The following is a 23845-nucleotide window of genomic DNA, read 5'->3' on the forward strand; positions in this document are numbered from 1 at the left end:
CGTCGCGGGCGTTGGTATCGGATGCCGCATACCGACATGGTGGCGCAGCACTGCGCCTTCCTTCTCCTTGCCCTGCTGGCCGGGCTGGTGGCCGCGCTCAATCTTGGCCGGCGGCTGCGGGCGCCATTGGCGCTGCACAACATCGCCGGCGCGGTCTTCCTCGGCCAGTTCCTCGGCTTCGTCGCCCTGACTGGGCTGGGCTGGCCGCCGGTGGTGGCGCATGGCGCGGCCCTGACCCTCGGCACCGCCGCCGCCTGGATCGAGCCGGAGTGACCGGAAGCCTGCCGCCTGCCATTGCCCTGCCGAGGCTTGGGCTCGGCAGGCCGTGACGCGCCTCTGGCCGGAGGCGCATCCCGGGGTCCTCACGGAGGCGCGCTACGGCTTCGTGGGGAATGCGGGAGCATTTTCACCCGATCGGGATCTGCTCTGGACCATGATCCGCTCAGACAGGGTCGCGGATCATGGTCCAGGCCGTCATTCGGTCGCGTGAGTCACGTTTTTTCGGTGACGCCACCTCAAGCGATCACGCTCTAGCGCGGCGCCATATAGGTGCTCGGCACCACCTCCCGCACCTGCCGCGCCCGCTTCTCCAGCCAATAGGCCTGGGCCGGCGGCACCAGGGCGAAGCGCGGATCGACGCCGAGCTTCTGCGCCGCATCCATCGCCCAGTTCGGGTTGTAGAGCAGCTCCCGCGCCAGGGCGATGAGATCGGCCCTGCCCTCCTGCAGGATCGCCTCGGCCTGGTCGGCATGCACGATGAGGCCGACCGCCATGCTCATGATCCCGGCCTCGCGCCGCAGCCGCTCGGCATAGGGCACCTGGTAGCCATAGGTGACCGGGCCAGTGGAGACGACCGGCGCGCCGCTCATCCCGCCCGAGGAGCAGTCGATGACGTCGACGCCGAGCGGCTTCGCCCGCTGCGCCAGCGCGACGCTCTCGGCCGGGCCCCAGCCGCTGTCATCCTCGACCGACAGGCGGAGGAAGAGCGGCTTGTCCTCCGGCCATTCGGCGCGCACCCGCTCCACGATCTCGAGGCAGAAGCGCATGCGGTTCTCGAGGCTGCCGCCATACTCGTCGTTGCGGCGGTTGGCGAAGGGCGAGAGGAATTGGTGGATGAGGTAGCCATGCGCGCCATGGATCTCCAGCACCTCGAAGCCCGCCTCGCGCGCCCGTCGCGCCGCCTGGCCCCAATGCTCGATCACCTCGGGGATCTCGGCGCGCGAGAGGGCGCGCGGCAGCGGGTCGCTCTCCGGCGCGGCCAGCGCCGAGGGGGCGACCAGCTCCCACGCCTCCCAGGAGGCGGGGTCGAGCGCCGCGACCGCCGCCTCCCGCGTCAGCGGCGCCCCGCCCTCCCAGGGGCGGAAGCGCCGCGCCTTGCGGCCGGAATGGCCGAGCTGCAGGCCGGGCACCGCGCCGTGCTCGCGGATGAAGCGGGCGCAGCGGGCGAGGCCGGGCACATGCGCATCCTCCCAGATGCCGAGATCGCCGAGCGTGCCGCAGCCGCGCCGCTCCACCTTGGTGCTCTCCATGATGACGAGGCCGGCGCCGCCGGCGGCGTAGCGCCCGGCATTCATCAGGTGCCAGTCGGTGGCGAAGCCGCGCTCGGCGGCATATTGGTGCATCGGCGCGACGACGACACGGTTCTTCAGCGTCACGCCGCGGAGCGTCAGCGGCGTGAAGAGCAGCGGTGCGTCCATTCCTGGCGGTCTCCCCTCGATGCCTCCATGCTACAGCGCTCCGGACGGGCGGGAAGCCCGGTCGGGATGGGCGGGCGGAGGGAATCGCCTGGCGGCGGCATCGCCGGCACCCGCGCGCACCCGTCGGCGCCGGAGGCGAGGCCGACATCTGCCAGCGCGCGGATCGCCAGCACGACGCCGAGCGCCTCCATCTTCAGTCCGGGGCGCTACTCCGCGCGCACATTCGCCGCCCGTATCACCTCGCCCCATGCCTGCCGATCACGTGCGATGGTGTGGGCGAAGGTGCCGGCATCCTCGAAATGCGGCGTAAGGCCGCTGTCCAGCAGCCGCTTGCGGACCATCGGATCCTCCAGCGCCGCCCGGATGGCGTCCGCCCAACCGGAGATCGCCTTGGCTGGCATGCCGCGCGGACCGCATATGCCGAACCAGCCGGCGACCTCCAGCCCAGGCACCAGCTGCGGCAGGCGCGGGGCATCAGGAAATTCCGGCCAACCCTCCGCATCCGCCAGCGCCAGCAGGCGCAGCTCCCCGCCCTGGATCTGTCGGATGACATCGCCGAGATTGGTGATGAGCAGATCCGTCCGGCCGGCGATCACCTCCAGCGCGGCGGGCGCGGCGCCGCGATAGGGCACGTGCAAGAGATCGATCTGCGTCATGCGCTTCAGCCGTTCGCCCGACAGATGCTGCGCCGTCCCGATGCCGGCGCTGCCATATGTCAGCGCCCCCGGCCTCGCCCGCGCCGCAGCCAGGAACTCGTCCAGGCTGCGGTAAGGGCTGCGAGCCCCGACCACCACGGCATAGCTGGAGCGGGCCACATTGGCGACCGGCACCAGGTCGCGCGCCACATCGATCGGGATGTGCATGCCCGGGATCTCCGGGCTGATGGTCATGTTGCCCATCGGACATTGCAGCACAACGGAGCCGTCGGCCGGGCCGCGCACCACCGCCTCGGCCGCGATGAACCCGTTGGCGCCGGTGCGGTTCTCGACCACCGGCCGCTGGTCCAGCTTTGCCGCGACGCCTTCCGCCACCACGCGGGCGACGATGTCCGAGGTCCCACCCGCCGCATAGCCTGCAAGGATGCGCAGAGGCCGGTCGGCAGGCTGGGCCGCCGCGGGACCTGCAAGCATCATGGCGCCGAGCAGCACCACCCCGATCCATGCTTTCATGTCCTGCTTTCCTTTCTTGCGCCCCGGCCTGCTCAGCGCCTCATGCCGGTTGGAACGACGGTGCGCTGCACCCTGCTGCGTCCAGAGCGGAGGCACGCGTCCAGGCGTTCACCCCCGCCCGCGATCCGGTCTAGTCGAGGTGGATTCCTGCGGCACGGATCACCTCGCCCCACATGCCGCGATCCTGCTCGATGCTCCGGGCGAAGGTCGCGGCATCCTCGAGCCGCAGGCTGAGCCCGTTCTCCAGCAGGCGCTGCTGCAGCGCCGGGCTGGCGAAGCCGTCCCGGAGGGCGGCGAACCAACGGGCCACCACCTCCGGTGGCGTACCGCGCGGGCCGCAGAGGCCGAACCAGCCACTCACGGCATAGCCCGGCAAGACAGCGGAGATCTGTCCCGTGTCCGGGAAGCGAGGCGAGCCGATGCCATCGGCAAAGGCCAACAGACGAAGCCCCTCGCCGATCTGCCCGATGACGTCGCCGAGGTTGGTGATGATCAGGTCGGCTCGTCCGGCCGAGACGTCCAGCACGCCCGGCGCCGCGCCACGGTAGGGCACATGCACCATGTCGAGATGGCCGAGCTGCGCGAAGCGTGCGCCCGAGAGGTGCGAGACGGAGCCGATGCCGGCGCTGGCATAGGAGATGGTGCCCGGCCTCGCCCGCGCCGCGGCCACCACATCCGCCACGCTGCGATAGGGCGAGCGGGCGGAGACCACCATGGTTTGGGTGGAATGCAGGATATTGGCGATGGGGACGAGGTCCTGCGCCGGATCGATGGGCAGCTGCGCCCCTGGCAGCTGCGGGCTGACCGTCATCATGCCGGTAGAGCATTGCACCACCGTATGCCCGTCCGGCTGGCTGTGCGCCGCTGCCTCGGCGGCGATGAAGCCGTTGGCGCCGCTGCGAACCTCCACCACCGGCCGCTGGCCGAAGGCTGGCGCGACCGCCTCCGCTATCAGCCGGTTGATCAGGTCGCCGGTGCCGCCCGCGGCGAAGCCGCCGAGGATGCGCACCGGCCGGTCGGGAAAGGCCCCGGCCGGCAGACTGGCGCCCAGCAGCATGAGGCTGGCGACGAAAATCGTCGTTCTCATTCTTCATGTCCTCCCGTCGAGGCCGCGCGGCGACAGCGTCAGGGACGCATTTGCAGCCGCGAGGGCTGCGGCCGTCGCAGCGGCTCCGCCAGCCTGGCGAAGTCGCAGAGCAGGCGCCGCGTCTCGCGCGGATCGATGATCTCCTCCACCCAGAAGGTCTCGGCTGTCCGGAAGGGGGAGCGGAGCTGGTTGAGCCGCGTCTCGATCTCCGCCAGCTTCGCCGCCGGATCCTCCGCGGCCTCGATCTCGGCGCGGTAGGCGGCCTCGATGCCGCCCTCGAGCGGCAGCGAGCCCCAGCGGGAGGACAGCCAGGCGTAGCGCAGCGAGAGCCGCCCCGCCGGCTGGTGCACCGCCCCGGCGACGCCGAAGGCGTTGCGGATGATGACGGTGCACCAGGGTATGGTGGTCTGGTTCACCGCCGCCATGGCGCGCACGCCGTGGCGGATGGTGGCCGACCGCTCGGCATCCAGTCCGATCATGAAGCCGGGACAGTCGGCGAGATAGACGACCGGCAGGTGGAAGGTCTCCGCCAGATCGACGAAGCGCACCACCTTCTGGCAGGCATCCGTGGTCCAGGAGCCGCCGTAGAAGAAGGGGTCGCTCGCCATCAGCGCCACCGGATGCCCGCCCAGCCGGGCGAGGCCGGTGATGACGGGGCGGCCGAAAAGCCTCCCCATCTCGAAGAAGCTGCCCTGGTCCACCACGCTCTCGACAATCGGGCGCATCTGGTAGACGCGGCGCCGGTCGCGCGGGACCGCATCCATCAGCGTCTCGTCGCGCCGCTCCGGATCGTCCTCGCAGGGCAGAACCGGTGGCACGCCATGGACCGAGGAGGGCAGATAGGAGAGGAAGCGCCGGGCGCAGGCGAAGGCCTCCTCCTCGGTGTCCACGGCATGGTCGACGCCGCCGGCCTTGCACTGGACCTCCCAGCCGCCGAGTTCCTGCTTGCCGAGATCCTGGCCGAGCCGCGCCACGACCGGCGGCCCGGCCACGAACATGGCCGAGGACCTGGTCATGACCGAGTAGTGGCTGGCGGCGAGCCGGGCGGCGCCGAGCCCGGCGACCGAGCCGAGGCCGAGGCCGACGACCGGCACGACGGACAGGTTCAGGGTCGTGTAGTTGAACAGCTGCCCGCCGCCCACGCCGTTCGGCAGGTTGGCGCGGCCGGTGGTCTCGATGGTCTTCACCGAGCCGCCGCCGCCCGAGCCCTCGATGATGCGGATGATGGGCAGCTGGAACTCGTTCGCCAGCCGCTCCGCCATGATCGGCTTCTCGCGGATGGTGGCGTCGGCGGAGCCGCCGCGGACGGTGAAGTCGTCACCCACCACCACCACCTGCCGGCCATCGACCATCGCCCGGCCGAAGACGCAGTTGGAGGGGGTGAATTCCTTCAGCTTGCCCGCGGCGTCATAGCTCGCTTTGCCGGCGATGGCGCCGGTCTCGTGGAAGCTGCCGGCATCGACCAGCCAGTCGATCCGCTCGCGCACGGTCAGCCGGCCGCCATCGTGCTGGCGCTTCACCTTGTCGGCGCCGCCCATGTCATGCGCCAGCGCCTCGCGCTGCCGCAGCTCGTCCAGTTCCGCCTGCCAGACCATGGCGCTTCCTCCCGACCGTGATGCTGGTTCAGCCGCGATGCCGGGCGCGCAGCGCGGCCAGCAGCGACACGCCCAGGGCGATCTTCACCACGCTGCCCGGCAGGAAGGGCAGCAGCCCGACGGCAATGGCGCGATCGAAGCCGATCAGCATGCCCAGCCAGGCGATCCCGCCGACGAAGAGCACCGCATGCCCGGCCAGGAACATGGCGCCGCTGCGCCAGATGGTCTCGGTCCAGCCGCGGGAGGCCAGCCAGCCGGCCAGGGCGGCGGCCGGGACGAAGCCAAGCAGGAAGCCGCCGGTCGGACCGGCCAGAGCCATCGGGCCGGCCGCGAAGCCGGCGAAGACCGGCATGCCGGCGACGCCCTCGGCCAGGTAGAGCAGCACCGTCGCGGCGCCGAGGCGCCAGCCATAGGCGGCGCCGACCAGCAGCACGACGAGGCTCTGCAGCGTCATCGGCACGGGATAGAGCGGCACCTGGATCTGCGCCGAGGCGGCGATGGCCAGGCTGCCGCCGAGGGCGAGGAAAGCCGGGCGCAGGCGCGTGAACGTGCCGGTGATGGCCTTGTCGAGGCTGTGCATGCTTGGACCTGTCTCGTTGCTTGATCTGTCTGCGCTCAGGCGACGGAGCGTGCTGCCGCCTCGCGGCTGCGGAGGCGCTCGAGGAGATGCGTATCCACCGCACCGGCCTGCATCTCCGCGCTGCGGAGCGCGCGGGCGAGGAAGGCGGCGTTGATGCGGATGCCCTCCGCGGCGCAGCGATCGAGCGCCGCGGCCAGCCGCTCCAGCGCCTCCGCCCGACTCGGCGCATGAGCGATGACCTTGGCGATCATCGAATCGTAGAAGGGGGTGAGCGTGTCGCCGGACCGGACGCCCGCATCGATCCGCAGCCCATCGCCCGGTTCGGGCAGGGCGAGCGCCGCGATGGTGCCGGGGGAGGGCAGGAAATTCCGCGCCGGATCCTCGGCGCAGAGCCGCGCCTCCACCGCATGGCCGCGCGGTGCGAGGTCCGCCTGCGCGAAGGGCAACCTCTCGCCGGCGGCGATGCGCAGCTGCCATTCCACCAGATCGAGGCCGGTGACCATCTCCGTCACCGGATGCTCCACCTGCAGGCGGGTGTTCATCTCGATGAACCAGATACGGTCGGCCGAGAGCGGCCCGCCGGCATCGGCGACGAACTCAACCGTGCCCGCGCCGACATAGTCCACGGCCCGCGCCAGGGCGACGGCCCGCCGGCCGAGCTCCGCCCGCAGCGCCGGGTCGATGCCCGGTGCCGGGGATTCCTCGACGAGCTTCTGGTTGCGCCGCTGCAGGGAGCAGTCGCGCTCGCCGAGATGCAGCACCGTGCCATGCGCATCGGCCAGGATCTGCACCTCGACATGGCGGGCGCTGGCGACCAGCTTCTCAATGAGCACGCGGCCGTCGCCGAAGGCGGCAGCCTCGCGCTTCGCGCCGGCGAGCGCCGCCGCGAAGGTCTCGGCCGTCTCCGCCCGGCGCATGCCGCGGCCACCGCCGCCGGCGACGGCCTTGATCATCACGGGATAGCCGATGGCGGCGGCCTCGGCGGCCAGCCGCTCCGGCGACTGGTCCTCGCCGTCATAGCCCGGCACGGCGGCGACCCCGGCGCGGCGGGCCACCGCCTTCGCCGCCGCCTTCCCGCCCATCGCCTCGATCGCCGCGGCCGAGGGACCGATGAAGGCCAGCCCGGCCTCGGTGCAGGCGCGGGCGAAGGCCGCGTTCTCACTGAGGAAGCCGTAGCCCGGATGCACCATGCGGGCACCGCTGCGGCGGGCCGCGTCGAGGATCGCCGGGATCGAGAGATAGCTCTCGCGCGGTGGCGGCGGGCCGATCCGCTCCGCCGCATCGGCGGCGACGACGTGCATTGCCGTCGCATCGGCATCCGAGAAGACCGCGATGCTGCGCAGGCCGAGCCGCCGGCAGGAGGCGGCGATGCGGCAGGCGATCTCGCCGCGGTTGGCGATCAGGACCGGGCCGAGCACCTCAGCCCTCCAGGAGGACAACGACCTGCCCCTCCTTCACCTGATCGCCCTCGGCCACCAGCACCTTGGCCACGGTGCCATCCCGGGGGGATTCGACCGGAATCTCCATCTTCATCGATTCGAGGATGATGAGGGTGTCGCCTGCCGCCACCCGCGCGCCCGGACTGGCCTCGATCTTCCAGACGGATGCGGCCATTTCGGCGGATACGGCGATCTCGGCCATGGGATTCCTCCACGGGAGCAAATTTGTTATCACAAAACTCGAACCGTTATCCGCGACTGTCAAGCCGCTGAAGGGGAGGCCCGACCATGGACGCCGAGACACTTCCGATCAGCGGCGAGCGCGTTGCGATCCGGGTCCATCACTGGCTGCGCCAGCAGCTGATGCGCAGCCGCTTCCGCCCCGGCGAGAAGCTGAAGCTGCGCACCCTCGCGGAGGAGCTGGGCGTGAGCCCGACGCCGGTGCGGGAAGCCCTGGCCCGGCTGGTGAGCGAGGGGGCGCTGGAGCAGGTCGACCACCGCTCCGCCCGGGTGCCGGTGCTCTCGGACGTGCGGCTGCGGGAGGTCTGCGAGCTTCGCTGCGACCTGGAGGGCAAGGCCGCGGAGCGCGCGGCGGAGCGGGCCGGACCCGCCGATGCCGAGGCGCTGGCGGCCATCCATGCCCGGATGACGCAGGCGCGGGTCGAGGGCCGGATGGCCGAGATGCTGGTGGAGAACGAGCGCTTCCACATGCAGCTCTGCGCCCTGGCCAGGATGCCGGTCCTGCTCCGCATGGTCGAGGGGCTCTGGCTGCAATGCGGTCCGCTGAATGCCGGGCTGCAGCACATGCGCTTCCTCCACCGGCCGGAGGACCACCCGCACCACGAGGTGATCCGCGGCATCCGGCAGCGGGATGGAGGCCTCGCGCGGCTCGCGGCACAGCGTGACATCACCCTCTATGCGGATGCCCTCCTCCGCCGCCTGCCGGAGATCAACGCCACCCAGGAACGGTGACGAGGGGTTGACGGAGCGGCAGCGGCCTGGATTTTATGATCACAAATTCAGGCCGGCCCACCGGCACGGAGGAACGCCATGCCGCGCGACAGCGCCGCCCCCCTGCCCCTCGTCCATCTCCGCGTCGTCGAGCGCGGCAGCGGCGTCGCCCTCGCCTATGCCGGCAAGCTGTTCAGCGATTTCGGCGCCCAGGTCATCAAGCTCGAGCCCCCCGGGGGCGATCCGCTGCGGCGCGAGCCGCCGCTGGTCGGGACTGCGGAAGGGCCGCAATCCGCGCTCTTCGCCTGGCTGAACACCAATAAGCGCAGCGTCACCCGCCTGGACGGCATCGGGGATTGCGACGTGCTGCTGGACGGGCGGCCGCCGGTGGAACGGGACGGTCCCTCGCTGCCCGCCACCATCCAAGCCGGCATCTCCTGGTTCGGCGAGAGCGGCCCCTATCGCGACTTCGCCGCGACCGACACCACCTGCCGGGCGCTTGCCGGCATCTTCGCCGGCACCGGCCCGGCCGAGGGCCCACCGTCCATGCTCGGCGGCATGGCCGGCGCGGCGGTAGGCGGCATCGCTGCCTTCAACGCCGTGGCCGCCGCCCTGCTCTCCGGCGCGCCGCGGCGGCTCGAGGTCAGCATCCACGAGGCCAATATCGCCATCGCCGAATACCAGGCCGCCCAGGGCGTCACCCATCCGATGGTTGAGCACCGGTACGGCGTGAACCGCTTCGCCCCGACCTGCCCGCTCGGCGTCTATCGCTGCAAGGAAGGTTGGCTCGGCGTCACCATCGTCACGCCGGCGCAGTTCCGGGCCTTCTGCGACATGATCGGCGCGCCGGAGGTCGGGCAGGACCCGCGCTTCGTCATCGGCTTCGACCGGCTGCGCCATGTCGAGGAGCTGGAGGCGCTCTTCGTGCCGCGCCTTGCCGAACGCACGGCGGAGGCGTGGTTCGAGGAGGCGCTGCGCCGCCGCCTGCCCCTCGCCGTGGTGCCGGACATGGCGACCCTGCTCGCCACCCCCACCCACCGGGCGCGCGACGCCTTCGGCACGGTGCGGATCGGCGGCGCGGAATTCGAGGGCCCGACCCTGCCGCAGCGCCTGACGCGGACGCCGCCGCTGGCCGGCGGCACCGCGCCGAAGCCCGGCGAGCATGACGGGCAGGCTCTCCCCGCCCGCCCGTCCCGCAAGCCGGCGCGGGCGGCGGGGCTGCCACTGGCCGGGATGCGCGTGATCGACCTCTCCATGGGCTGGGCCGGCCCGCTCTGCACCCGCCAGCTCGCCGATCTCGGCGCCGAGGTCATCAAGGTCGAGGCCTGCCAGTACCCGGACTGGTGGCGCGGTGTCGATCCCCGTCCTGCCTTCTTCGAAGAGCGGCAATACGAGAAGGACCTGCGCTTCGGCCTGCTGAACCGCAACAAGATCGGCATCACCCTCGACCTCACCGCACCCGAGGGCGCAGCGCTGCTGAAGCGCCTGGTGCGGGAGGCCGATGCGGTGGTCGAGAACTATGCGCGGGAAGTGCTGCCGAAGCTTGGCCTGGACTACCCGATCCTGGCGGCGGAGCGGCCGGACCTGGTCATGGTGTCCATGCCGGCCTTCGGCGGCACCGGGCCCTGGCGCGATGCCCGGGCCTATGGCTCGACCCTCGAACACGCATCCGGCCTGCCCAGCGTCTCGGGCGAGGCGCATTGGCCGCCAACTACCAACCAGCTTGCCTATGGCGATCCGATCGGCGGATTGAACGCCGCCGCTGCGGTGCTGACGGCGCTGCTGCATCGGCGCGAGACCGGCGAAGGCCAGCATATCGACCTGGCGCAGGTGGAATGCATATTTCCCCTGGTGGCGCCCTGGATCCTGGCGCAGTCCGCCACCGGCTCGCCGGGGCCCCGGCTCGGCAACCGCCACCCGGTGAACGTGCCGCATGGCTGCTTCCCCTGCGCCCAGGACGGTTGGATCGCCGTGGCTGTCACCGATGACGCCGCCTGGCAGGGGCTCTGCCGCGCGATGGGCCGGGAGGACCTGGCCGCCGACCCCGCGCTGGCGACGGCGGCCGGACGGCGCGAGCGCGAGGGGGAGCTGGAGGCGGCGCTCGCCGCCTGGACTACCGGGGACACGGCGGACGCCGCCATGGCGGCGTTGCAGGCCGAGGGCGTCGCCGCCGGTGCGATCCGCCGGCCGACCAAGCTGACGCAGGATCCGCACCTGGTTGCCCGCGGCTTCTGGCAGCCGACGGAGCGTCCCTGGCTGGGCCAGCACGATCAGCCCTCCGCGCCCTTCCGCGAGGCCGGGGCCGGACCTTTCCCGGTACGCCGGCCGGCGCCGACCCTGGGCGAGAGCAATGCGGCGGTGCTGGGCGGCCTGCTCGGTCTGCCGGAGGCCCGGATCGAGAGGCTGAAGGCGGCCGGCATCATCGGCACGGAGGCGGTTCCCGTCTCCGCGCGCAAGGCACGCGCCGCCGTGGGTTGAACGGCCGGCCGCCCAGGCGGACAGGAGGGAGCACAAGAATGGTCCTTGGCATCGGGCGCCGCACCTTCGGGGCCGCCATCCTCGCCGCGCCTGCCCTCGCCAGAGCCCAGGAGGCGAGCTGGCCCAGCCGACCGATCCGCCTGATCTATCCGTTTGCTCCCGGAGCCGGCGACCTCGTGCCGCGGAGCATCGCCGAGCAGCTCCGTCCGATGCTGGGGCAGAGCCTGGTGATCGACAACCGCCCCGGCGCCAACACCATGATCGGCGCCGAGGCCGCGGCCCGCGCGCCGAAGGATGGCTATACCTTCGGCTGGGTGGCGACCAGCACGCTGGTCATGAATCCGAACCTCTACCCGAACATCACCTATCGGCTGGAGGATTTCGCGCCGCTCTGCCTGGCCTACCGCGCACCGGTCGCCTTCGCCGTCACGGCGGCGCTGCCGATCGCGGACGTCGCGGCAGCGATCGAGCATGTCCGCCGGACTCCAGGGCTCGGCGTCGGCAGCGTGGGCAATGGCAGCTCGCCGCATGTGGCCATGGAGATGATGATGGGCCTCACCGGGGTGAGGCTCGAGAATGTCGCCTATCGCGGCGAGCAGGCGATCATCGCCGACCTGATGACCGGCCGCATCCCCTTCTACGCCGGCTCGACCAACTCCCTGCTGCCGCATCTGGACGGCGGCAAGTTCCGCATCCTCGCGATCTCCGCGCCGGAGCGGCTGTCGGTGCTGCCGGAGGTGCCGACCTTCCGCGAGACCGTGCATCCCGAGCTGGTGCTGCGCTACTGGCATGGGATGGTCGCGCCGGCCGGCGTGCCGGCGCCGATCCTGACGCGCATGGCCGAAGCCGTCGCCAGCATCCTGCGAACCGAGGAGCTGCGGGCGAAGCTGCCGCCAGACATGGATGTGAGCCCGGTGCTGCTCGACGACTTCACCGCGCTGATCCGGCGCGAGCAGGACTTCTATGGCCGCATCATCCGGGACAGGCACATCACCCTCTGACCGGCCGCGGCTGCCGGGCGGCAGCCTGGTCAGCGGCGCAGGGGCTGATTGGGCGAGCCGGGCCGGTATCCGTGCCACCTTCCATCGGTGACTCCCCAACTGCTCCCTGCTGTCGACGTCTCGGTCGACCATCTGGCCCGCCGCCCCAGGACCATGATCCGCTCACACAGGGTCGCGGATCGCGGCGATCGGTCTGCCCTTGATGCCGATATCGGCCTTCACGATGCGCCAGTGATCGAGGATGACCAGGTTGGTAATGGCGGCGCATGAGTCGGCTTTTGCCGGCACTCACTGCGAACCGTGGCTCCAGTCCAGCGAGCCGCTGGCTTGGCTGCGCCCCGTAACCCACATGCGCCCGGGGCGGCAGGCAGGCGCACGGCTTCGGAAACAGGAACTGGCATGACCGTGTCCATGAGCCGCTCCCCCAGCCCATTCCCTCGGACAAAGAATGAACTCAGTTGGTTTCATCCTATGGACTTTGCAGGCCAGCAAAGGACAATGAGGATCAACCGAACCGGCGATCCAGCAACCTGTCCAACATCCCAGTTCTGTGCATCCCGTTCCATGAAGCCGGACTTTTGCCGGACGCGGTCATCGCGGATGCCCGATTGGTCGCTGGCGCGGTCGCAGGCTTTGCGCTAGTGCTCGATTGGCATCGATTGCGTGCGCGCCGCCGGATCCGTGCTGACGCCGCGAAGCATCGGTCCGGCAAGCCAAGGCATCTGCATCGATGACATCGAAGAACGGTCCCCTCCGCGTTGGCATCGGCGGTCCTGTCGGCTCAGGCAAGACCACGCTGACCGAAAAGCTGTGCAAGGCGATGCGGGACAGGTTCTCGATCGCTGTCGTCACCAACGACATCTACACGAAGGAGGACGCCATGATCCTGGCGCGTCTCCAGGCGTTGCCCGAGGAGCGCATCGTCGGCGTCGAAACGGGCGGCTGCCCGCACACCGCCATCCGCGAAGATGCCTCGATCAACCTGCAGGCCATCGCCGAGATCAATCGCAGGATACCTGATCTCGACATCGTCTTCATCGAATCCGGCGGTGACAATCTGGCGGCGACCTTCTCGCCCGACCTCGCTGATCTGACGCTGTATGTCATCTCCGTCTGTCAGGGCGAGGAGATCCCGCGCAAGGGCGGGCCCGGCATCACGCGCTCCGACTTCCTGGTCATCAACAAGAGCGACTTGGCGCCCTATGTGAACGTCGATCTCGAGGTCATGCGGAAGGACGCGGCGCGGATGCGTGGAAGCCGTCCGTTCGGCTTCACCGATCTGTCGCGTGGCAAGGGGCTCGACGACGTCATCAACTTCATCCTCGAACATGGCGGGCTGCCGGCGAGGATGCGCGGGGACACCGACCTGGCCGAGACCTGAGCGATGGATGCCGCTCCGGTCTTCGACCGTGGTCGAGATGCGACGCTGTTGGATTTGCCGCGCCTGGTCCGCCAGAGCCTGCCCGTGGGCAGCTTCTCCTATTCCCGGGGTCTCGAAGCCGCCGTTCAGGCCGGATGGATATGCGACGAGACAGCGCGCAAGTGGCCATGAGCGTTGCGAGGCTGCTGTGGATCCATGTCGAGGGACGGGCGGTGGCGCCATTCGACTGGTCCCGCCTGGCCATACGGCCGGCCAGCGCATTCTCATCGGCGCGGCTGATTCCATCGGGCGCGCAAGCGCCCGCGCCCAATCCATAAGCAATGGCGAGTGCCTGGCACGAAACTCAGTATAGCCGCCTGCTGCAATCCCAAGGCGGGCCTTCCGGCACTGGCCCGGTCAGTCCGGTTGGAGCCGAGCATCGCGGGCGACCTGGCCCCACTTCTCGTACTCGGCGGTGAGGAAGGCCTGCCGGCCGCTGTGGTAGGCGCGCAGCGCCGCCGGCGCGAGCGAGGCCCGGGGACAGGCCCCGGCCGGGCGGGTGACCGGCAGCGGTGAAGCCAGCGCGGGCACGGTGGCAGGCTCGGACACGGTGCGATTCCAACAGCTTGCCGGCAGGCGGGCAAGTATTACGACACCTCCAGCACGACACGCAGGGAAAGCCGACAGCGCATGGGCCGGCTCAGTCCTGGCCAAGCTGCGCACGTCGAGGCTCAGGCCGCGAACTTGCTTTCCGCGCCCACACACACAAGCTCATGCATCTGACCAAGCCGGCACAAGCCCCTCGGACGATCATTGATCGGATCGAAAGATCCGGCAGGAGATTTGATATGCTGATCAAAGCCGTGCTCTTCGATGTCGATGGGACGCTGGTAGACTCCGTGGACCTGCACGCGCAGGCCTGGGTCGATGCCTTCAAGGAAATCGGCCACGACATTTCTTTTGAGGATATGAGAGAGCAGATAGGCAAGGGCGGCGACCAGCTCATGCCCGTCTTTCTCTCGCCCGAGGAGCTGAAGGAAAAAGGCGAGGCCCTCGAGAAGCGCCGCGGCGAGATCTTCCGGCAGGGCTACCTTCCGCGGGTCCGCGCATTTCCTGGCGCGGCCGAGCTGTTGCGGCACGTGGACAAGGCCGGCTTGCGTACCGCCCTCGCCTCCTCCGCCAAGGATGAGGAACTCGCCGCGCTGAAGCGCATCGTCGGCATCGAGGATGACCGGCTGGATGCCGAGACCTCGTCCAACGACGCGGAACATTCGAAACCTTTCCCTGACATCTTCGAGGCCGCCCTGGCTCGGCTGTCCGGTGTGAGTCCGGGCGAGACCATCGCCATCGGGGACACACCGTATGATGCCGAGGCCGCAGGCAAGGTGGGTATTCGAACGATCGGCGTGCTCTGCGGCGGCTTCCCGGAACAGGCCCTGCGCGACGCCGGCTGCATTGCGATCTATCGCGATCCCGCACACTTATTGGAGGAGTACGAGACCTCACCGCTGGGCGCCGGCGGAATGCCTGACTGAGAAGAATGCTGCGCCAGGACCAGCCAGCCGCCCCAATGTTCCGCTCCTGCGGCAAGGGGTCCGGGCGTCGCGTCTGAAGCAGCGCCGCCGAGGCTAGCCCTTCCCGCAGCCGGACGAGCGCAGTCGCTTTTCCATGGCGCCGGGGCGATACAGACAAGGAAAGGCGGCCTGGGCCAATCCCGCCGTGTCCTGAACCGATGCATGTCTTCGAGCTTCTCCTGATACTTCTCGCGGCGTGCGTCGCCCTCGCAGTGTTGGCGGACCGGTTGAACCTCCCCGCGGCTGTCGCCCTGGTGCTCGGCGGCATGGGGCTGGCCTTCCTCCCGGGCCTGCCGGCTCTTGTCCTCGACCCCGAGCTCGTACTGGCCCTCTTCCTGCCACCGCTGCTGCAGGTCAGCGCCTATCGGACGGACTGGCCCGCCTTCCGCAACCATCTCCACCCAATCCTGTTGCTGGCGATCGGGGCCGTATTCTTCACGGCCGGGCTGGTGGCGATCACCGCCAAGCTGCTCTTGCCCACCCTGCCATGGTGGGCCGCGATCGCCCTCGGCGCCATCGTGGCACCGCCCGATGCTGTTGCCGCCGCCTCCGTCCTGAAGCAGTTCAAGCTGCCCAAGCGGATCGTGACGGTGCTGGAGGGCGAGAGCCTGATCAACGACGCCTCGTCGCTCGTATTGTACAAGTTCGCGGTCGCCGCGGTCGGGGTTGGCACGGTCAGCTACGGGCACGGCGCGTTGCAGTTCTTCGGCGTGGCAATCGGGGGCGCGCTGGTGGGCTGGCTCGTCGGCCGGGCCGCGATGTGGATCTTCACCCACCTCCACAACACCCTGCTCGACCTCGCCATCACCATCCTCGCCGGCTTCGCTGCTTACCTCCTGGCCGAGGCGACCCATGCCTCCGGTGTGCTCGCGGCCGTCGTCTGCGGCCTCGTGCTCGGGCGGCAGCAGCACGCCGAGTTCACCGCGCGCACGCGCATCGAGCTGGTAGCCGTCTGGAACTTCCTGGAGTTCGCCCTCACCAGCCTCGTCTTCATTCTCATCGGACTGCAGCTGCGGGACATCGTCGCGCGCCTCGCCGATGACGACCTCCGGCAACTCGCCTGGCTGGCGGCGGCCGTGTCGGTCACTCTCATCGTCAGCCGCTTCGTCTGGGTCTTCGCCGCTGTCTGGGTGACCCGTGCGCTGTCGCGGCAGCTGCGGGAGCAGGATCCGGCGCCGTGGCGACACGCGACTGTCGTCTCCTGGACGGGGATGCGCGGCGTGGTCAGTCTGGCCGCGGCGCTCGCGCTGCCCGAGCCCTTTCCCGGCCGGGACGTCATCCTGTTCCTGGCCTTCTGCTCGATCTTCGTGACCCTGGTCGTTCAGGGGACAACATTGGGCTGGTTGGTCAGGAGGCTCGGCGTCACCGAGGAGCTGACCACATTGCCTGAACCGGAAACCGCCCAGGCCCGAGCCGAGATCACGGCGGCCGCGCTGGAGGCGGTTCGGGAGCACCTGGATGGCCCCGAGGCCACCGAGCACACCGAGGCCGCGGCGGAACTGGTGCAGGAGTACGAGGTGCGCGCTGACAGGGCGAGCATCGAGGGGCAGGACCTCGAGACCAGGAGCAGCCAGCTGGAGGCACAGCAGCGTCTGCGGCTCCTGGCCATCACCGCGGCGCGCGAGAAGCTGGCCGAACGGGCGGAGACGATGGATGCCGAGGCCCACAGGGCGATGGGCGAGGAACTCGACCTCGAGGAACAGCAGATCCGGCGCGCCCTCGAATCAGGATGATGCCGCCATCCCGCTTCATGGCCCGACCAGTCCTGCGCGGCTGCCCATGTGGCGGGTGTAGGCCATGATGGCCCCATAGCGGGTGCCGGCTTTGTAGACTCCGGTGATGAAGCCAGGCCTGAGCCCGTGCAGCGACAGCCGCTCGCGGCCCGAGGCCCTTGCTGGCGTCACCAGCTTAAAGCCGGCCCGGGCGCCCCGCCGAGCGAACCAAGGCCACGGCCAGTCCGGCCGCCAGCATGTCCTCACCGAGGGCGCGGGCCCAGTCGCCGCCGGACCGCGTCGTGCCGCCGCGCGCCGCGCGGCCCAGCAACGTGCCCAGGACGGCGCCTGTCAGGCCGGCCAGCGTGCCCGTGGTCGACGACACACCAGGCCCGGCCAATGCCGCACCGCCCACCGCACCGAGGCCGAGGCGCAGGATGAATGATGGCGCGATGCGCCGGTCGGGCGCGAAGGGCATCTTGTCGCCTGCCATCTCCGCAAGCGCCGCCAGCGTTGCGAGGCCGCGCGCCTCGGCGCCGGCCGGAAGCCAGGCCAGGCGCGCCCGCCCAAGCGAGGCGGCCCAGCTCAGCGCGGCCACCGCCGTCATGCTGCGCATCCCGGTCACGACACCAAGTCCGAACGAGGGCCAGAGATGCGCTGTCAATGCTGCACCGCCTCCGCCGCCTGTCCCATGCCTGATCATCTCCATCCTCATCCTCCACGTCTGCCATGGAGACGCCGCGTGCCGAAGCGCGGTTGCAACCCGCCGCGAGGGAGCGTGCGAGACCCCATCCTGGCCGGTGGCGGTTGCGTATGGACAGCTTGTCGCCGTGCTGCCCTCCGCCTCTCGCGCCGCCAGATCCGCTGCACCCGCCTGGCATTCACTCGCCAGCCCTCGGTGCGCAGCAGCATGACCAGCGCGACACCGGCGCCAGAGCCGAATGGGGACCTCTTGGAGGGGTGACCGGCCTCCCCTATCGGCCACCGATCCAGCGCCCAATCCCAACCCGATTGGAAGCCACCTGCCAGCGGCCTGGCTTCAGGATCAGCGGCGCGTGCCGAGGATGCTCCCACTGACTGGCGAGCCGGTGCTCTCCAGCCATCCGGCCAAGCCCATCCTGTCCGGCCGGCGATGCAGCCGGGCACCCATCTTGCAGCGGGCACCCATCTTGCAGTGGATCGTGTCCCATCTGGAAGACTGTGCTGCCGCACATCGTTCTCCCCACGGCGCCATTCAATGTGCCGACGCTGATCAGGCCATGCTGGCGGGCAAGTACAGCCGGTCCAGCGCCTCGGCGACCTCCACGAGGCGCTCGGCCGCGGGATCGTAGCGCTCTCCCGCCGCCAGGCGCGCCGCCCATGCGACGGCAGCGCGCCCGCCCCAGTCATCCGGCGGGGCAGCCAGCGGCTCCGATCGGGTGCCCTGGTGGCGCTCGGCCCGGAAGTCGTAGAAGGAGCCGTCGATGTTGCGCATCGTCGCGCCGCCTTCCGTGCCATGGACATCGACGCCGATGACGGCGTCGCGGCCGGCCGGCAGGTTCCAGGAACAGGCGAGGCGCACCACCGCGCCGCCCTCCAGGTCCAGCGTGGCCACCGCGTAGTCCTCCACCTGTCCGGCCCGCTCCCGCAGCGGCGCGCCGCCGGCGAAGAGCCGCGCGGCGGCGCCCGTGACGCGGGGGAAGTCCAGCGCCCAGAGGGCGAGGTCCACCAGATGCACGCCGAGATCCATCAGGCAGCCGCCGCCCGATAGCGCCGGATCGCGGAACCACGGCTTGTCCGGACCGTAGGCGTTGTGGAAGACGAGATCCGCCGCATAGACCCGGCCCAGCGCCCCGGCGCGGATCAGCTCCCGGATCCGCTGCATGCCGGTGGTGAAGCGGTAGGACAGGTCCACCGCCAGCAGCCGGTCCACCGCGCGCGCGGCCGCCACCACCGCCGCCACCTCGTCGGCCCGACGCCCCAGCGGCTTCTGGCAGAACACGGCGACACCGTGCTCCAGCGCCTGGATCGCCTGCGCGGCATGCAGCGCGCTGGGCGTGGCGATCACCACGCCGTCCAGGCCCGCCGCCAGCATCGCCTCCAGCGACGCCGCGGGGCGGGCGTCGGGGACGAGGCGGAGCGCCTCCTCCATGCAGCCGGGCGAGGGATCGACGATGACCGCGGCCTCGGCGAGGCCCGAGGCCAGCAGGGCCTGCATACGGTGCCGGCCGATCCAGCCCAGGCCGAGGAAGCCGAGGCGGAGCGGACGGCGCGAGGCGGGAGGCGGCGCCGCCCCGGCCGGCCTGTCCGGCGTCACGGCACGACCACGGCCTTGAGGAACCCGTCCGGCCGGTCGCGCGTGGCATCCAGCGCAGCGCCCAGCCGCTCCAGCGGAAAGCGGTGGGTGACCAGGCGGCCCAGATCGATCCGCCCGGCCGCGACCGCCGCCACGGCCTCGCGCATGCCGCGCAGATAGACCGCCGGGTCGCGTTCATGGGCGTTGATGACGTCGAGACCGCGCCAGTTCCATAGCCACATGTTCACCTGCCGCGGCCCGTCCTGGTGGTAGCCCGCCACGATCAGCCGCCCGCGCTCGCGGCACAGCTCTGCGGCGAGGTCGAGCGGCCAGGGCTTGCCCACCGCCTCGATCACCCGCTCGCAGAAGGCGCCGCCGGTGAGATCCTTCACCCGGGCGACGATGCCGTGATGGTCCTCCATCGGAATGGTCTCGGCCGCGCCCATCGCCCGCGCGAGGTCGAGCGAGAAGGGTCGGCGGGAGATGGCGATCACGCGCGCCCCGGCCTCGGTGGCCAGCCGCGTCAGAATGGCGCCGAGGAAGCCGATGCCGAGGATCGCCACGGTCTGCCCCGCGGCGATGTCGCAGCGGCGGAAGATGTTCATGGCGCAGCCCAGCGGCTCGCCCGGGAAGGGCAGCCCTTCCAGCGCCGCCGGCAGCGGCACCACGGCCGCCGCCTCGGCCAGGTCGTACTCGGCATAGCCGCGATAGGTCAGCGCCGCGACACGGGTGCCGGGCGGGAGGTCGATGACGCCCTCGCCCGGCGCGTCGACCACGCCCCAGGCCTCGTGGCCGAGATCGCCCGGCGCGGTCGGAAAGCGCATCCAGTCCGGTCCGGCCCAGGGGGTGAGGTTGGAGGCGCAGACGCCGCAGCCCTCCAGCCGCAGCCGCACCTGGCCCGGCCCGGGCTCGGGGCGCGGCACCTCGGCGATGCGCAGCGCGCCCGGCCCGGTCAGCACGGCCGCCCGCATCATCGGCCGGCTCATGCCGGTACTGGCAGGAGGGCGGGCGCCGCGGCGGGGGCGTAGCGGCGGACCATCGCGGCGCAGAACTCCGCGAACTCCTCCGGCACCAGGGGCGGACTGGTGTGGTGCGGCGCGAGGCCGCGATGCTCCGGCGTGAAGCAGAAGGTCACGGTGACGTCGAACCCGGCCAGCGCCGCCATCTGCCGGTCGAACCAGTCCAGCGCGTTGGGTCGGAAGCTGTCGGCCCAGGACAGGCCGGTGCGGAGATAGGTGACGCCGAGCCGCTTCATCCAGGCCACGGCTTCGTCCAGCCGGTGGTCCTCGAAGTGGAACCACTGGCACAGCCCCATGGCGGGCGCATGCCGGGCGAAGCGCTCCAGCGCCGGCTTCGGTGTGCCGTCCTCGCGCAGCAGCCCCATGTAGAAGTGGCGGTAGTAGGAGGAGCCCTCCGCTTCCCTGTGCCGCGTGGTGGCGCCCCAGGCTTGCGGCAGGTCGTAGAGGCTGTACCAGTGGATGCGCGGCGCCTGGCCCAGCAGCAGCTCGGCCGTGCGGTCCACGCCCCAGGCCTGCACCTCCTCGGCGCCGAAGGAGGAGACGCCGACCTCCGAGACCCAGATCGGCTTCTCCGTCACCGAGCGGATCTCGGCGATCTTGGCCGGCCATTCCTGGATCTGCCAAAGGTTCCAGTCGAGCGGGAAGCCGTGCACCGCAACCGCGTCCACCGCCTCCAGCACGCCGCGCTCGGCCATGTTCACGATGAAGGCGGGATCGATGGGGGAGATGCCGCCCAGCACGCGCGGCAGCGCCGGATTCGCCGCGCGGATCGCCTGCCCCGCCGCCCTGGCCGTCTCCGCGAACAGCGCCCAGCCCGGATCGAGTTCAGGGTCCCAGTGGGACTTGTTGTTGGGCTCGTTCCAGATCATCGCGGCCTCGATCACCGGCGCGCCTCCTTCGCGGGATAGACCGCGGCCGCGCCCCAAGGGGCCGCGGCGCGGCGGCAGAGATAGACCTCCTCCTCCGGGCGGGAGAGGATGGCGAAGCCGGCCGAGCGCAGCATCGCCGCCGAGCAGGCGGCGTTCGGCACCCACCAGTTGGACGGGTCGTGCGCGTAGCGATGCTCGACGAAATGCAGCTTCGGATAGCCCGGCGCGTCGAACACCGCCGTCTCGGCGAAGCCGTAATCCTCGGCGACCGGCGCCGGCTCCTTCGCGCCGCGCTGCATGGACTGGAACAGCAGCAGGTCCCCGGCCACGTGTTCGTGGATCAGGTCCAGCGCCAGCAGCGGGTGGCGCAGGTGGTAGAGCACGCCCATGAACAGCACGAGGTCGAAGCGCTCGCCGAGCGCGGCGACGTCGTAGACATCCAGCCGGCGGAACTCGATCTCCAGCCCCGTCACCTCGGCTGCGAAGCGGGCCTGGGCGAGGTAGCGCTCGTCGCTGTCGATGCCGACCACGCGCGCCGCCCCGCGCCGCTTCATCTCCAGCGCGTAGAAGCCGCCGTTGCAGCCGATATCGAGCACGCTGCGCCCGGACAGGTCGGCCGGGATGGCATGGGCGAAATGCCGGAACTTGTTCGCCGGGTAGTCGTAGAGGAAATGGTCCGGGGCGGTGCGCACGCCGCCGAGGTCGAGGTTGTGGAACCACGCGCCCAGCGCCTCGGCGCGCCGCCGGACCTCCTCGGCCGGCCGGTTGATGGCGTGCCTCATGGGGCACCCTCCGTCGCTGCATGGAACGATGGCGCTGCGCCCAGCCGCGCCAGGATCGCCAGCAGCTCCGCCGCCCGATGCGCGCAGCTGTGGCGGGCGCGGATCGTCTCCAGCCCGCTCGTCGCCAGGGCGCGCCGCAGCGCCGGATCCGCGCGCAGCGCCTGGAGATGGCGCGTCATCGCCGCCTCGTCGGCCGCGGCCAGATAGTCCTGCCCGGTGCGGAACAGCCCCTCGCTGTCCTGCCAAGGCGCGCTGACCAGCGGGATGCCGCAGGCCAGCGCCTCGAACACCCGGATGGTCGGGATGCCCGGCAGCAGCCGCACATAGAAGCGGCGCGGCACATGCACGGTGGCGAGGTGCCGCGCGAAGACCTCCGGCGCGCGGGCGTTCGGCAGCCAGCCGCGGTAGCGCGCGCCGTGCCGCGCCAGCAGGGCCAGCGCCTCCTCCGGGTAGCGCACGCCGTGGATGTCGAGCGGCAGGCCGGCGGCCCGGGCGGGACGCAGGAGGAAGGCCTCCAGCTCCTCCGTGCGCTCGCCATCGCCCCAATTGCCGATCCAGACCAGGCCCTCGCGCGGCCCCTCCTGCGCCGGCGGGCGGAAGAGCCGGGTATCCGCCGCCTCGTGCCAGACGAAGACGCGGCCGCCCCAGCCCCAGCGGCGATAGACCTCGGCCAGCGTCGCGCCGAAGGCCAGCACGCCGTCATAGCCCTCGAGGTCGAACTGCCGGATAGCCTCCGGCTCGCTGACGGCGCGGTGGTGGGTGTCGTGGAACAGCAGGGTGAAGCGGCCGCCGCGCCGGCGCGCGCGGCCGAGGGCGGCGACCAGCGCCGGGTCGTTCCATTCATGGACGATGACGGCATCGGCCCCCTCCAGCGCCGCCTCGGCCGCCACCGCCCCGCGGAAGGCGCGCGACGCCAGCGTTGGATAGGCGGCGCGGAAGGCCTCGAGCCCCGCCTCGCCGTGGTCGCGCAGCAGGTTCTCCAGGCTCCAGGCGCCCTCCGGCTCCATCGCCAGGACATCATGGCCGCGATGCGCCAGCTCGCGCAGCACGCCGCGCAGGAAATGCGCGTTGCCGTGATTCCAGCAGGAGGCGAGGGAATGGGTGAAGTAGACGAGTCTCACGCGAAGGCGGCCTCCCTGCGCGGCCCGGAGCGGGCCAGCAGCGGCTGGATGATGCCGAGCATGCCGGCCGCCATGGCATCGGCGCTGTAGCGGCGGGCGCGCTCGCGGGCCAGGGCGCCCATCCGGGCGCTCGCCGCCGGATCGTCCAGCAGATGGGCGAGGGCCTCGGCGGCGCGGCCCGCCTCCGTCGCCGGCACCAGGAGGGCCGCGCCCTCCCACAGCTCGCGGAAGCTCGGGATGTCGGCGAGCACCAGGGCGCAGCCGGCCTGCGCCGCTTCCAGCACCGCGAGGCCGAAGGGCTCGTAACGCGCGAGCGAGACGAAGACCGGCGCGGCGCCCATCCAGGCCGACAGCGCCGTCGCGTCGAGCCGGCCGAGCGGCCGGACATGGCGCGGCGCCGCCTCGGACCCTTCCGGCCCGCGCAGCGGCCCCGCCGCCAGAACCGGCCAGGAAAGGCGCGCCGCCGCCCGGTCGAGGGTGTCGAGGTTCTTGCCGGCATCCCAGAGCCGGCCGGCGGTCAGGGCGAAGCGCGCCGGCGCCCCGGCGGGTGGCGCCGCCGGCCTGGACGGCGGCCGGCCGTTCCGCACCACCGCGGGCGGTCGCGCCAGGCCGTAGCACCGGGCCGTGGCCTCGGCGAAGGCGTGGCTCGGCGCGGTCAGCGCGTCGGCGGCGGCGTAGCCCTGCCGCAGCAGCGCCGTGCGCCAGGTGAAATCCGCCGGCAGCGGCCCGCCCCGCACGGCCTCCCACCAGGTCGCCAGGCAGGAATGGCAGGTGGCGACCACGGGGCAGCCGAAGCCGCCCGCCTGCCCGGCCGCCAGGGCCGGGCTGTTCAGATGCAGCAGGTCTACCCCCTCCGCCCGGGCCAGCGCGGCGAGGGCGGCGCCGGCGGCGAAGACGGCCTCCGGCTTCGTTGCCAGCCAGTCGAGCGGCAATCCGGTCTGCCGCAAGCTCAGCCCGGGCACCGCCGCGGCCTGCGCCTGCTGGTCGGCGGCAGGCGGCGGACCGAGCACCGCGAGCGCCGTCGTCACGCCGAGCGGCGCCAGGGCGCCGGCCAGGTCGAGCGCATAGGTCCAGACACCGCCGACCGCATCGGCCGTCATGAGCAGGCGCATGGGCGCGATGCCGGGCTTCACGTC

General features: G+C 71.3%; 23 protein-coding genes. 7 read left to right on the forward strand and 16 right to left on the reverse strand.

Translation table 11 applies throughout. The features are described from left to right. Positions 1-21 precede the first annotated feature (21 nt). On the forward strand, positions 22-273 hold the full coding sequence (locus HJG45_RS01420) for a hypothetical protein (protein WP_171610286.1): 252 nt from the start codon (positions 22-24) through the stop codon (positions 271-273). A gap of 257 nt (positions 274-530) precedes the next feature. Here the strand turns inward: HJG45_RS01420 and HJG45_RS01425 are convergent, their stop codons facing one another. From HJG45_RS01425 to HJG45_RS01455, 7 genes are all read right to left on the reverse strand, one after another. Continuing rightward, positions 531-1697 carry an NADH:flavin oxidoreductase/NADH oxidase gene (locus HJG45_RS01425; protein WP_171610287.1) on the reverse strand — a complete coding sequence of 389 codons (1167 nt, stop codon included), beginning with the start codon at positions 1695-1697 and terminating at the stop codon, positions 531-533. 206 nt (positions 1698-1903) lie between these two features. Next, positions 1904-2866 carry a tripartite tricarboxylate transporter substrate binding protein gene (locus HJG45_RS01430; RefSeq protein ID WP_171610288.1) on the reverse strand — a complete coding sequence of 321 codons (963 nt, stop codon included), beginning with the start codon at positions 2864-2866 and terminating at the stop codon, positions 1904-1906. 130 nt (positions 2867-2996) lie between these two features. After that, positions 2997-3953: a tripartite tricarboxylate transporter substrate binding protein gene (locus HJG45_RS01435; protein ID WP_171610289.1), complete on the reverse strand. Its 957-nt coding sequence runs from the start codon at positions 3951-3953 to the stop codon at positions 2997-2999. Between the two features lie 38 nt (positions 3954-3991). Beyond that, positions 3992-5548, reverse strand: a complete 1557-nt coding sequence (locus HJG45_RS01440) for an acyl-CoA carboxylase subunit beta (RefSeq protein WP_171610290.1) — start codon at positions 5546-5548, stop codon at positions 3992-3994. 28 nt (positions 5549-5576) lie between these two features. Further along, entirely contained in the window at positions 5577-6128 is a 552-nt protein-coding gene (locus HJG45_RS01445; RefSeq protein ID WP_171610291.1) for a biotin transporter BioY, read from the reverse strand. Positions 6129-6163: 35 nt separating this feature from the next. Then, on the reverse strand, positions 6164-7546 hold the full coding sequence (locus tag HJG45_RS01450; protein WP_171610292.1) for a biotin carboxylase N-terminal domain-containing protein: 1383 nt from the start codon (positions 7544-7546) through the stop codon (positions 6164-6166). A gap of 1 nt (position 7547) precedes the next feature. Beyond that, complete coding sequence (locus HJG45_RS01455; RefSeq protein WP_171610293.1) at positions 7548-7769, reverse strand: biotin/lipoyl-binding carrier protein; 222 nt, start codon at positions 7767-7769, stop codon at positions 7548-7550. A gap of 86 nt (positions 7770-7855) precedes the next feature. Between HJG45_RS01455 and HJG45_RS01460 the strand changes: the two genes are divergently transcribed. The 3 genes from HJG45_RS01460 to HJG45_RS01470 all read left to right on the forward strand — a co-directional run bounded on the left by HJG45_RS01460 (position 7856) and on the right by HJG45_RS01470 (position 11997). After that, the gene (locus HJG45_RS01460) at positions 7856-8539 is read left to right on the forward strand and encodes a GntR family transcriptional regulator (protein ID WP_171610294.1); all 684 of its coding nucleotides are present in this window, start codon (positions 7856-7858) and stop codon (positions 8537-8539) included. Positions 8540-8617: 78 nt separating this feature from the next. Further along, on the forward strand, positions 8618-10996 hold the full coding sequence (locus tag HJG45_RS01465) for a CoA transferase (protein WP_171610295.1): 2379 nt from the start codon (positions 8618-8620) through the stop codon (positions 10994-10996). Positions 10997-11034: 38 nt separating this feature from the next. Continuing rightward, positions 11035-11997 carry a tripartite tricarboxylate transporter substrate binding protein gene (locus tag HJG45_RS01470; protein ID WP_171610296.1) on the forward strand — a complete coding sequence of 321 codons (963 nt, stop codon included), beginning with the start codon at positions 11035-11037 and terminating at the stop codon, positions 11995-11997. A 162-nt stretch (positions 11998-12159) separates the two neighbouring features. On the opposite strand, the gene HJG45_RS01475 is transcribed toward HJG45_RS01470, so the two are convergent. Then, on the reverse strand, positions 12160-12285 hold the full coding sequence (locus HJG45_RS01475) for a hypothetical protein (RefSeq protein WP_368040489.1): 126 nt from the start codon (positions 12283-12285) through the stop codon (positions 12160-12162). A 442-nt stretch (positions 12286-12727) separates the two neighbouring features. Between HJG45_RS01475 and ureG the strand changes: the two genes are divergently transcribed. Further along, positions 12728-13378 (forward strand): urease accessory protein UreG, encoded by a 651-nt coding sequence (ureG, locus tag HJG45_RS01480; RefSeq protein WP_171610297.1) that lies wholly within the window; start codon positions 12728-12730, stop codon positions 13376-13378. A 396-nt stretch (positions 13379-13774) separates the two neighbouring features. On the opposite strand, the gene HJG45_RS01485 is transcribed toward ureG, so the two are convergent. Further along, positions 13775-13966, reverse strand: coding sequence for a hypothetical protein (locus HJG45_RS01485; protein WP_171610298.1), 192 nt, complete (start codon positions 13964-13966; stop codon positions 13775-13777). 239 nt (positions 13967-14205) lie between these two features. Here HJG45_RS01485 and HJG45_RS01490 point away from each other — a divergent pair, with 239 nt between their 5' ends. Beyond that, positions 14206-14892: an HAD family hydrolase gene (locus tag HJG45_RS01490; RefSeq protein WP_171610299.1), complete on the forward strand. Its 687-nt coding sequence runs from the start codon at positions 14206-14208 to the stop codon at positions 14890-14892. 197 nt (positions 14893-15089) lie between these two features. Continuing rightward, positions 15090-16664, forward strand: a complete 1575-nt coding sequence (locus HJG45_RS01495) for a Na+/H+ antiporter (protein WP_171610300.1) — start codon at positions 15090-15092, stop codon at positions 16662-16664. 175 nt (positions 16665-16839) lie between these two features. On the opposite strand, the gene HJG45_RS01500 is transcribed toward HJG45_RS01495, so the two are convergent. The 7 genes from HJG45_RS01500 to HJG45_RS01530 form a co-directional block, all read right to left on the reverse strand. Then, positions 16840-17250: a hypothetical protein gene (locus HJG45_RS01500; RefSeq protein WP_171610301.1), complete on the reverse strand. Its 411-nt coding sequence runs from the start codon at positions 17248-17250 to the stop codon at positions 16840-16842. Positions 17251-17895: 645 nt separating this feature from the next. Beyond that, on the reverse strand, positions 17896-18939 hold the full coding sequence (locus HJG45_RS29325) for a Gfo/Idh/MocA family protein (protein WP_368040490.1): 1044 nt from the start codon (positions 18937-18939) through the stop codon (positions 17896-17898). Beyond that, a complete protein-coding gene (locus HJG45_RS01510) occupies positions 18936-19892 on the reverse strand; it encodes a zinc-binding dehydrogenase (RefSeq protein WP_254452216.1) in 957 nt (318 codons plus the stop codon). The genes HJG45_RS29325 and HJG45_RS01510 overlap by 4 nt, the downstream gene beginning before the upstream one ends. 8 nt (positions 19893-19900) lie before the next feature. After that, positions 19901-20821: a beta-xylosidase gene (locus tag HJG45_RS01515; protein ID WP_171610302.1), complete on the reverse strand. Its 921-nt coding sequence runs from the start codon at positions 20819-20821 to the stop codon at positions 19901-19903. Then, positions 20818-21588, reverse strand: coding sequence for a TIGR04290 family methyltransferase (locus HJG45_RS01520; RefSeq protein ID WP_171610303.1), 771 nt, complete (start codon positions 21586-21588; stop codon positions 20818-20820). The genes HJG45_RS01515 and HJG45_RS01520 overlap by 4 nt, the downstream gene beginning before the upstream one ends. Next, entirely contained in the window at positions 21585-22709 is a 1125-nt protein-coding gene (locus HJG45_RS01525) for a glycosyltransferase (protein WP_171610304.1), read from the reverse strand. Before HJG45_RS01525 ends, HJG45_RS01520 begins: the two co-directional genes overlap by 4 nt. Next, a complete protein-coding gene (locus HJG45_RS01530) occupies positions 22706-23821 on the reverse strand; it encodes a glycosyltransferase family 4 protein (protein WP_254452217.1) in 1116 nt (371 codons plus the stop codon). Before HJG45_RS01530 ends, HJG45_RS01525 begins: the two co-directional genes overlap by 4 nt. Positions 23822-23845: the final 24 nt, after the last annotated feature.

Origin of the sequence: Roseicella sp. DB1501 (assembly GCF_013112485.1) — a bacterium.
Classification (GTDB): Bacteria; Pseudomonadota; Alphaproteobacteria; order Acetobacterales; family Acetobacteraceae; genus Paracraurococcus.

Excerpts from the sequence above, each read along its gene's own strand:
- HJG45_RS01420 (WP_171610286.1), top strand. The coding sequence starts at position 22 with ATGCCGCATACCGACATGGTGGCGCAGCACTGCGCCTTCCTTCTCCTT.
- HJG45_RS01425 (WP_171610287.1), bottom strand. The coding sequence starts at position 1,697 with ATGGACGCACCGCTGCTCTTCACGCCGCTGACGCTCCGCGGCGTGACG.
- HJG45_RS01430 (WP_171610288.1), bottom strand. The coding sequence starts at position 2,866 with ATGAAAGCATGGATCGGGGTGGTGCTGCTCGGCGCCATGATGCTTGCA.
- HJG45_RS01435 (WP_171610289.1), bottom strand. The coding sequence starts at position 3,953 with ATGAGAACGACGATTTTCGTCGCCAGCCTCATGCTGCTGGGCGCCAGT.
- HJG45_RS01440 (WP_171610290.1), bottom strand. The coding sequence starts at position 5,548 with ATGGTCTGGCAGGCGGAACTGGACGAGCTGCGGCAGCGCGAGGCGCTG.
- HJG45_RS01445 (WP_171610291.1), bottom strand. The coding sequence starts at position 6,128 with ATGCACAGCCTCGACAAGGCCATCACCGGCACGTTCACGCGCCTGCGC.
- HJG45_RS01455 (WP_171610293.1), bottom strand. The coding sequence starts at position 7,769 with ATGGCCGAGATCGCCGTATCCGCCGAAATGGCCGCATCCGTCTGGAAG.
- HJG45_RS01460 (WP_171610294.1), top strand. The coding sequence starts at position 7,856 with ATGGACGCCGAGACACTTCCGATCAGCGGCGAGCGCGTTGCGATCCGG.
- HJG45_RS01465 (WP_171610295.1), top strand. The coding sequence starts at position 8,618 with ATGCCGCGCGACAGCGCCGCCCCCCTGCCCCTCGTCCATCTCCGCGTC.
- HJG45_RS01470 (WP_171610296.1), top strand. The coding sequence starts at position 11,035 with ATGGTCCTTGGCATCGGGCGCCGCACCTTCGGGGCCGCCATCCTCGCC.
- ureG (WP_171610297.1), top strand. The coding sequence starts at position 12,728 with ATGACATCGAAGAACGGTCCCCTCCGCGTTGGCATCGGCGGTCCTGTC.
- HJG45_RS01490 (WP_171610299.1), top strand. The coding sequence starts at position 14,206 with ATGCTGATCAAAGCCGTGCTCTTCGATGTCGATGGGACGCTGGTAGAC.
- HJG45_RS01495 (WP_171610300.1), top strand. The coding sequence starts at position 15,090 with ATGCATGTCTTCGAGCTTCTCCTGATACTTCTCGCGGCGTGCGTCGCC.
- HJG45_RS01500 (WP_171610301.1), bottom strand. The coding sequence starts at position 17,250 with ATGACGGCGGTGGCCGCGCTGAGCTGGGCCGCCTCGCTTGGGCGGGCG.
- HJG45_RS01510 (WP_254452216.1), bottom strand. The coding sequence starts at position 19,892 with ATGATGCGGGCGGCCGTGCTGACCGGGCCGGGCGCGCTGCGCATCGCC.
- HJG45_RS01520 (WP_171610303.1), bottom strand. The coding sequence starts at position 21,588 with ATGAGGCACGCCATCAACCGGCCGGCCGAGGAGGTCCGGCGGCGCGCC.
- HJG45_RS01530 (WP_254452217.1), bottom strand. The coding sequence starts at position 23,821 with ATGCGCCTGCTCATGACGGCCGATGCGGTCGGCGGTGTCTGGACCTAT.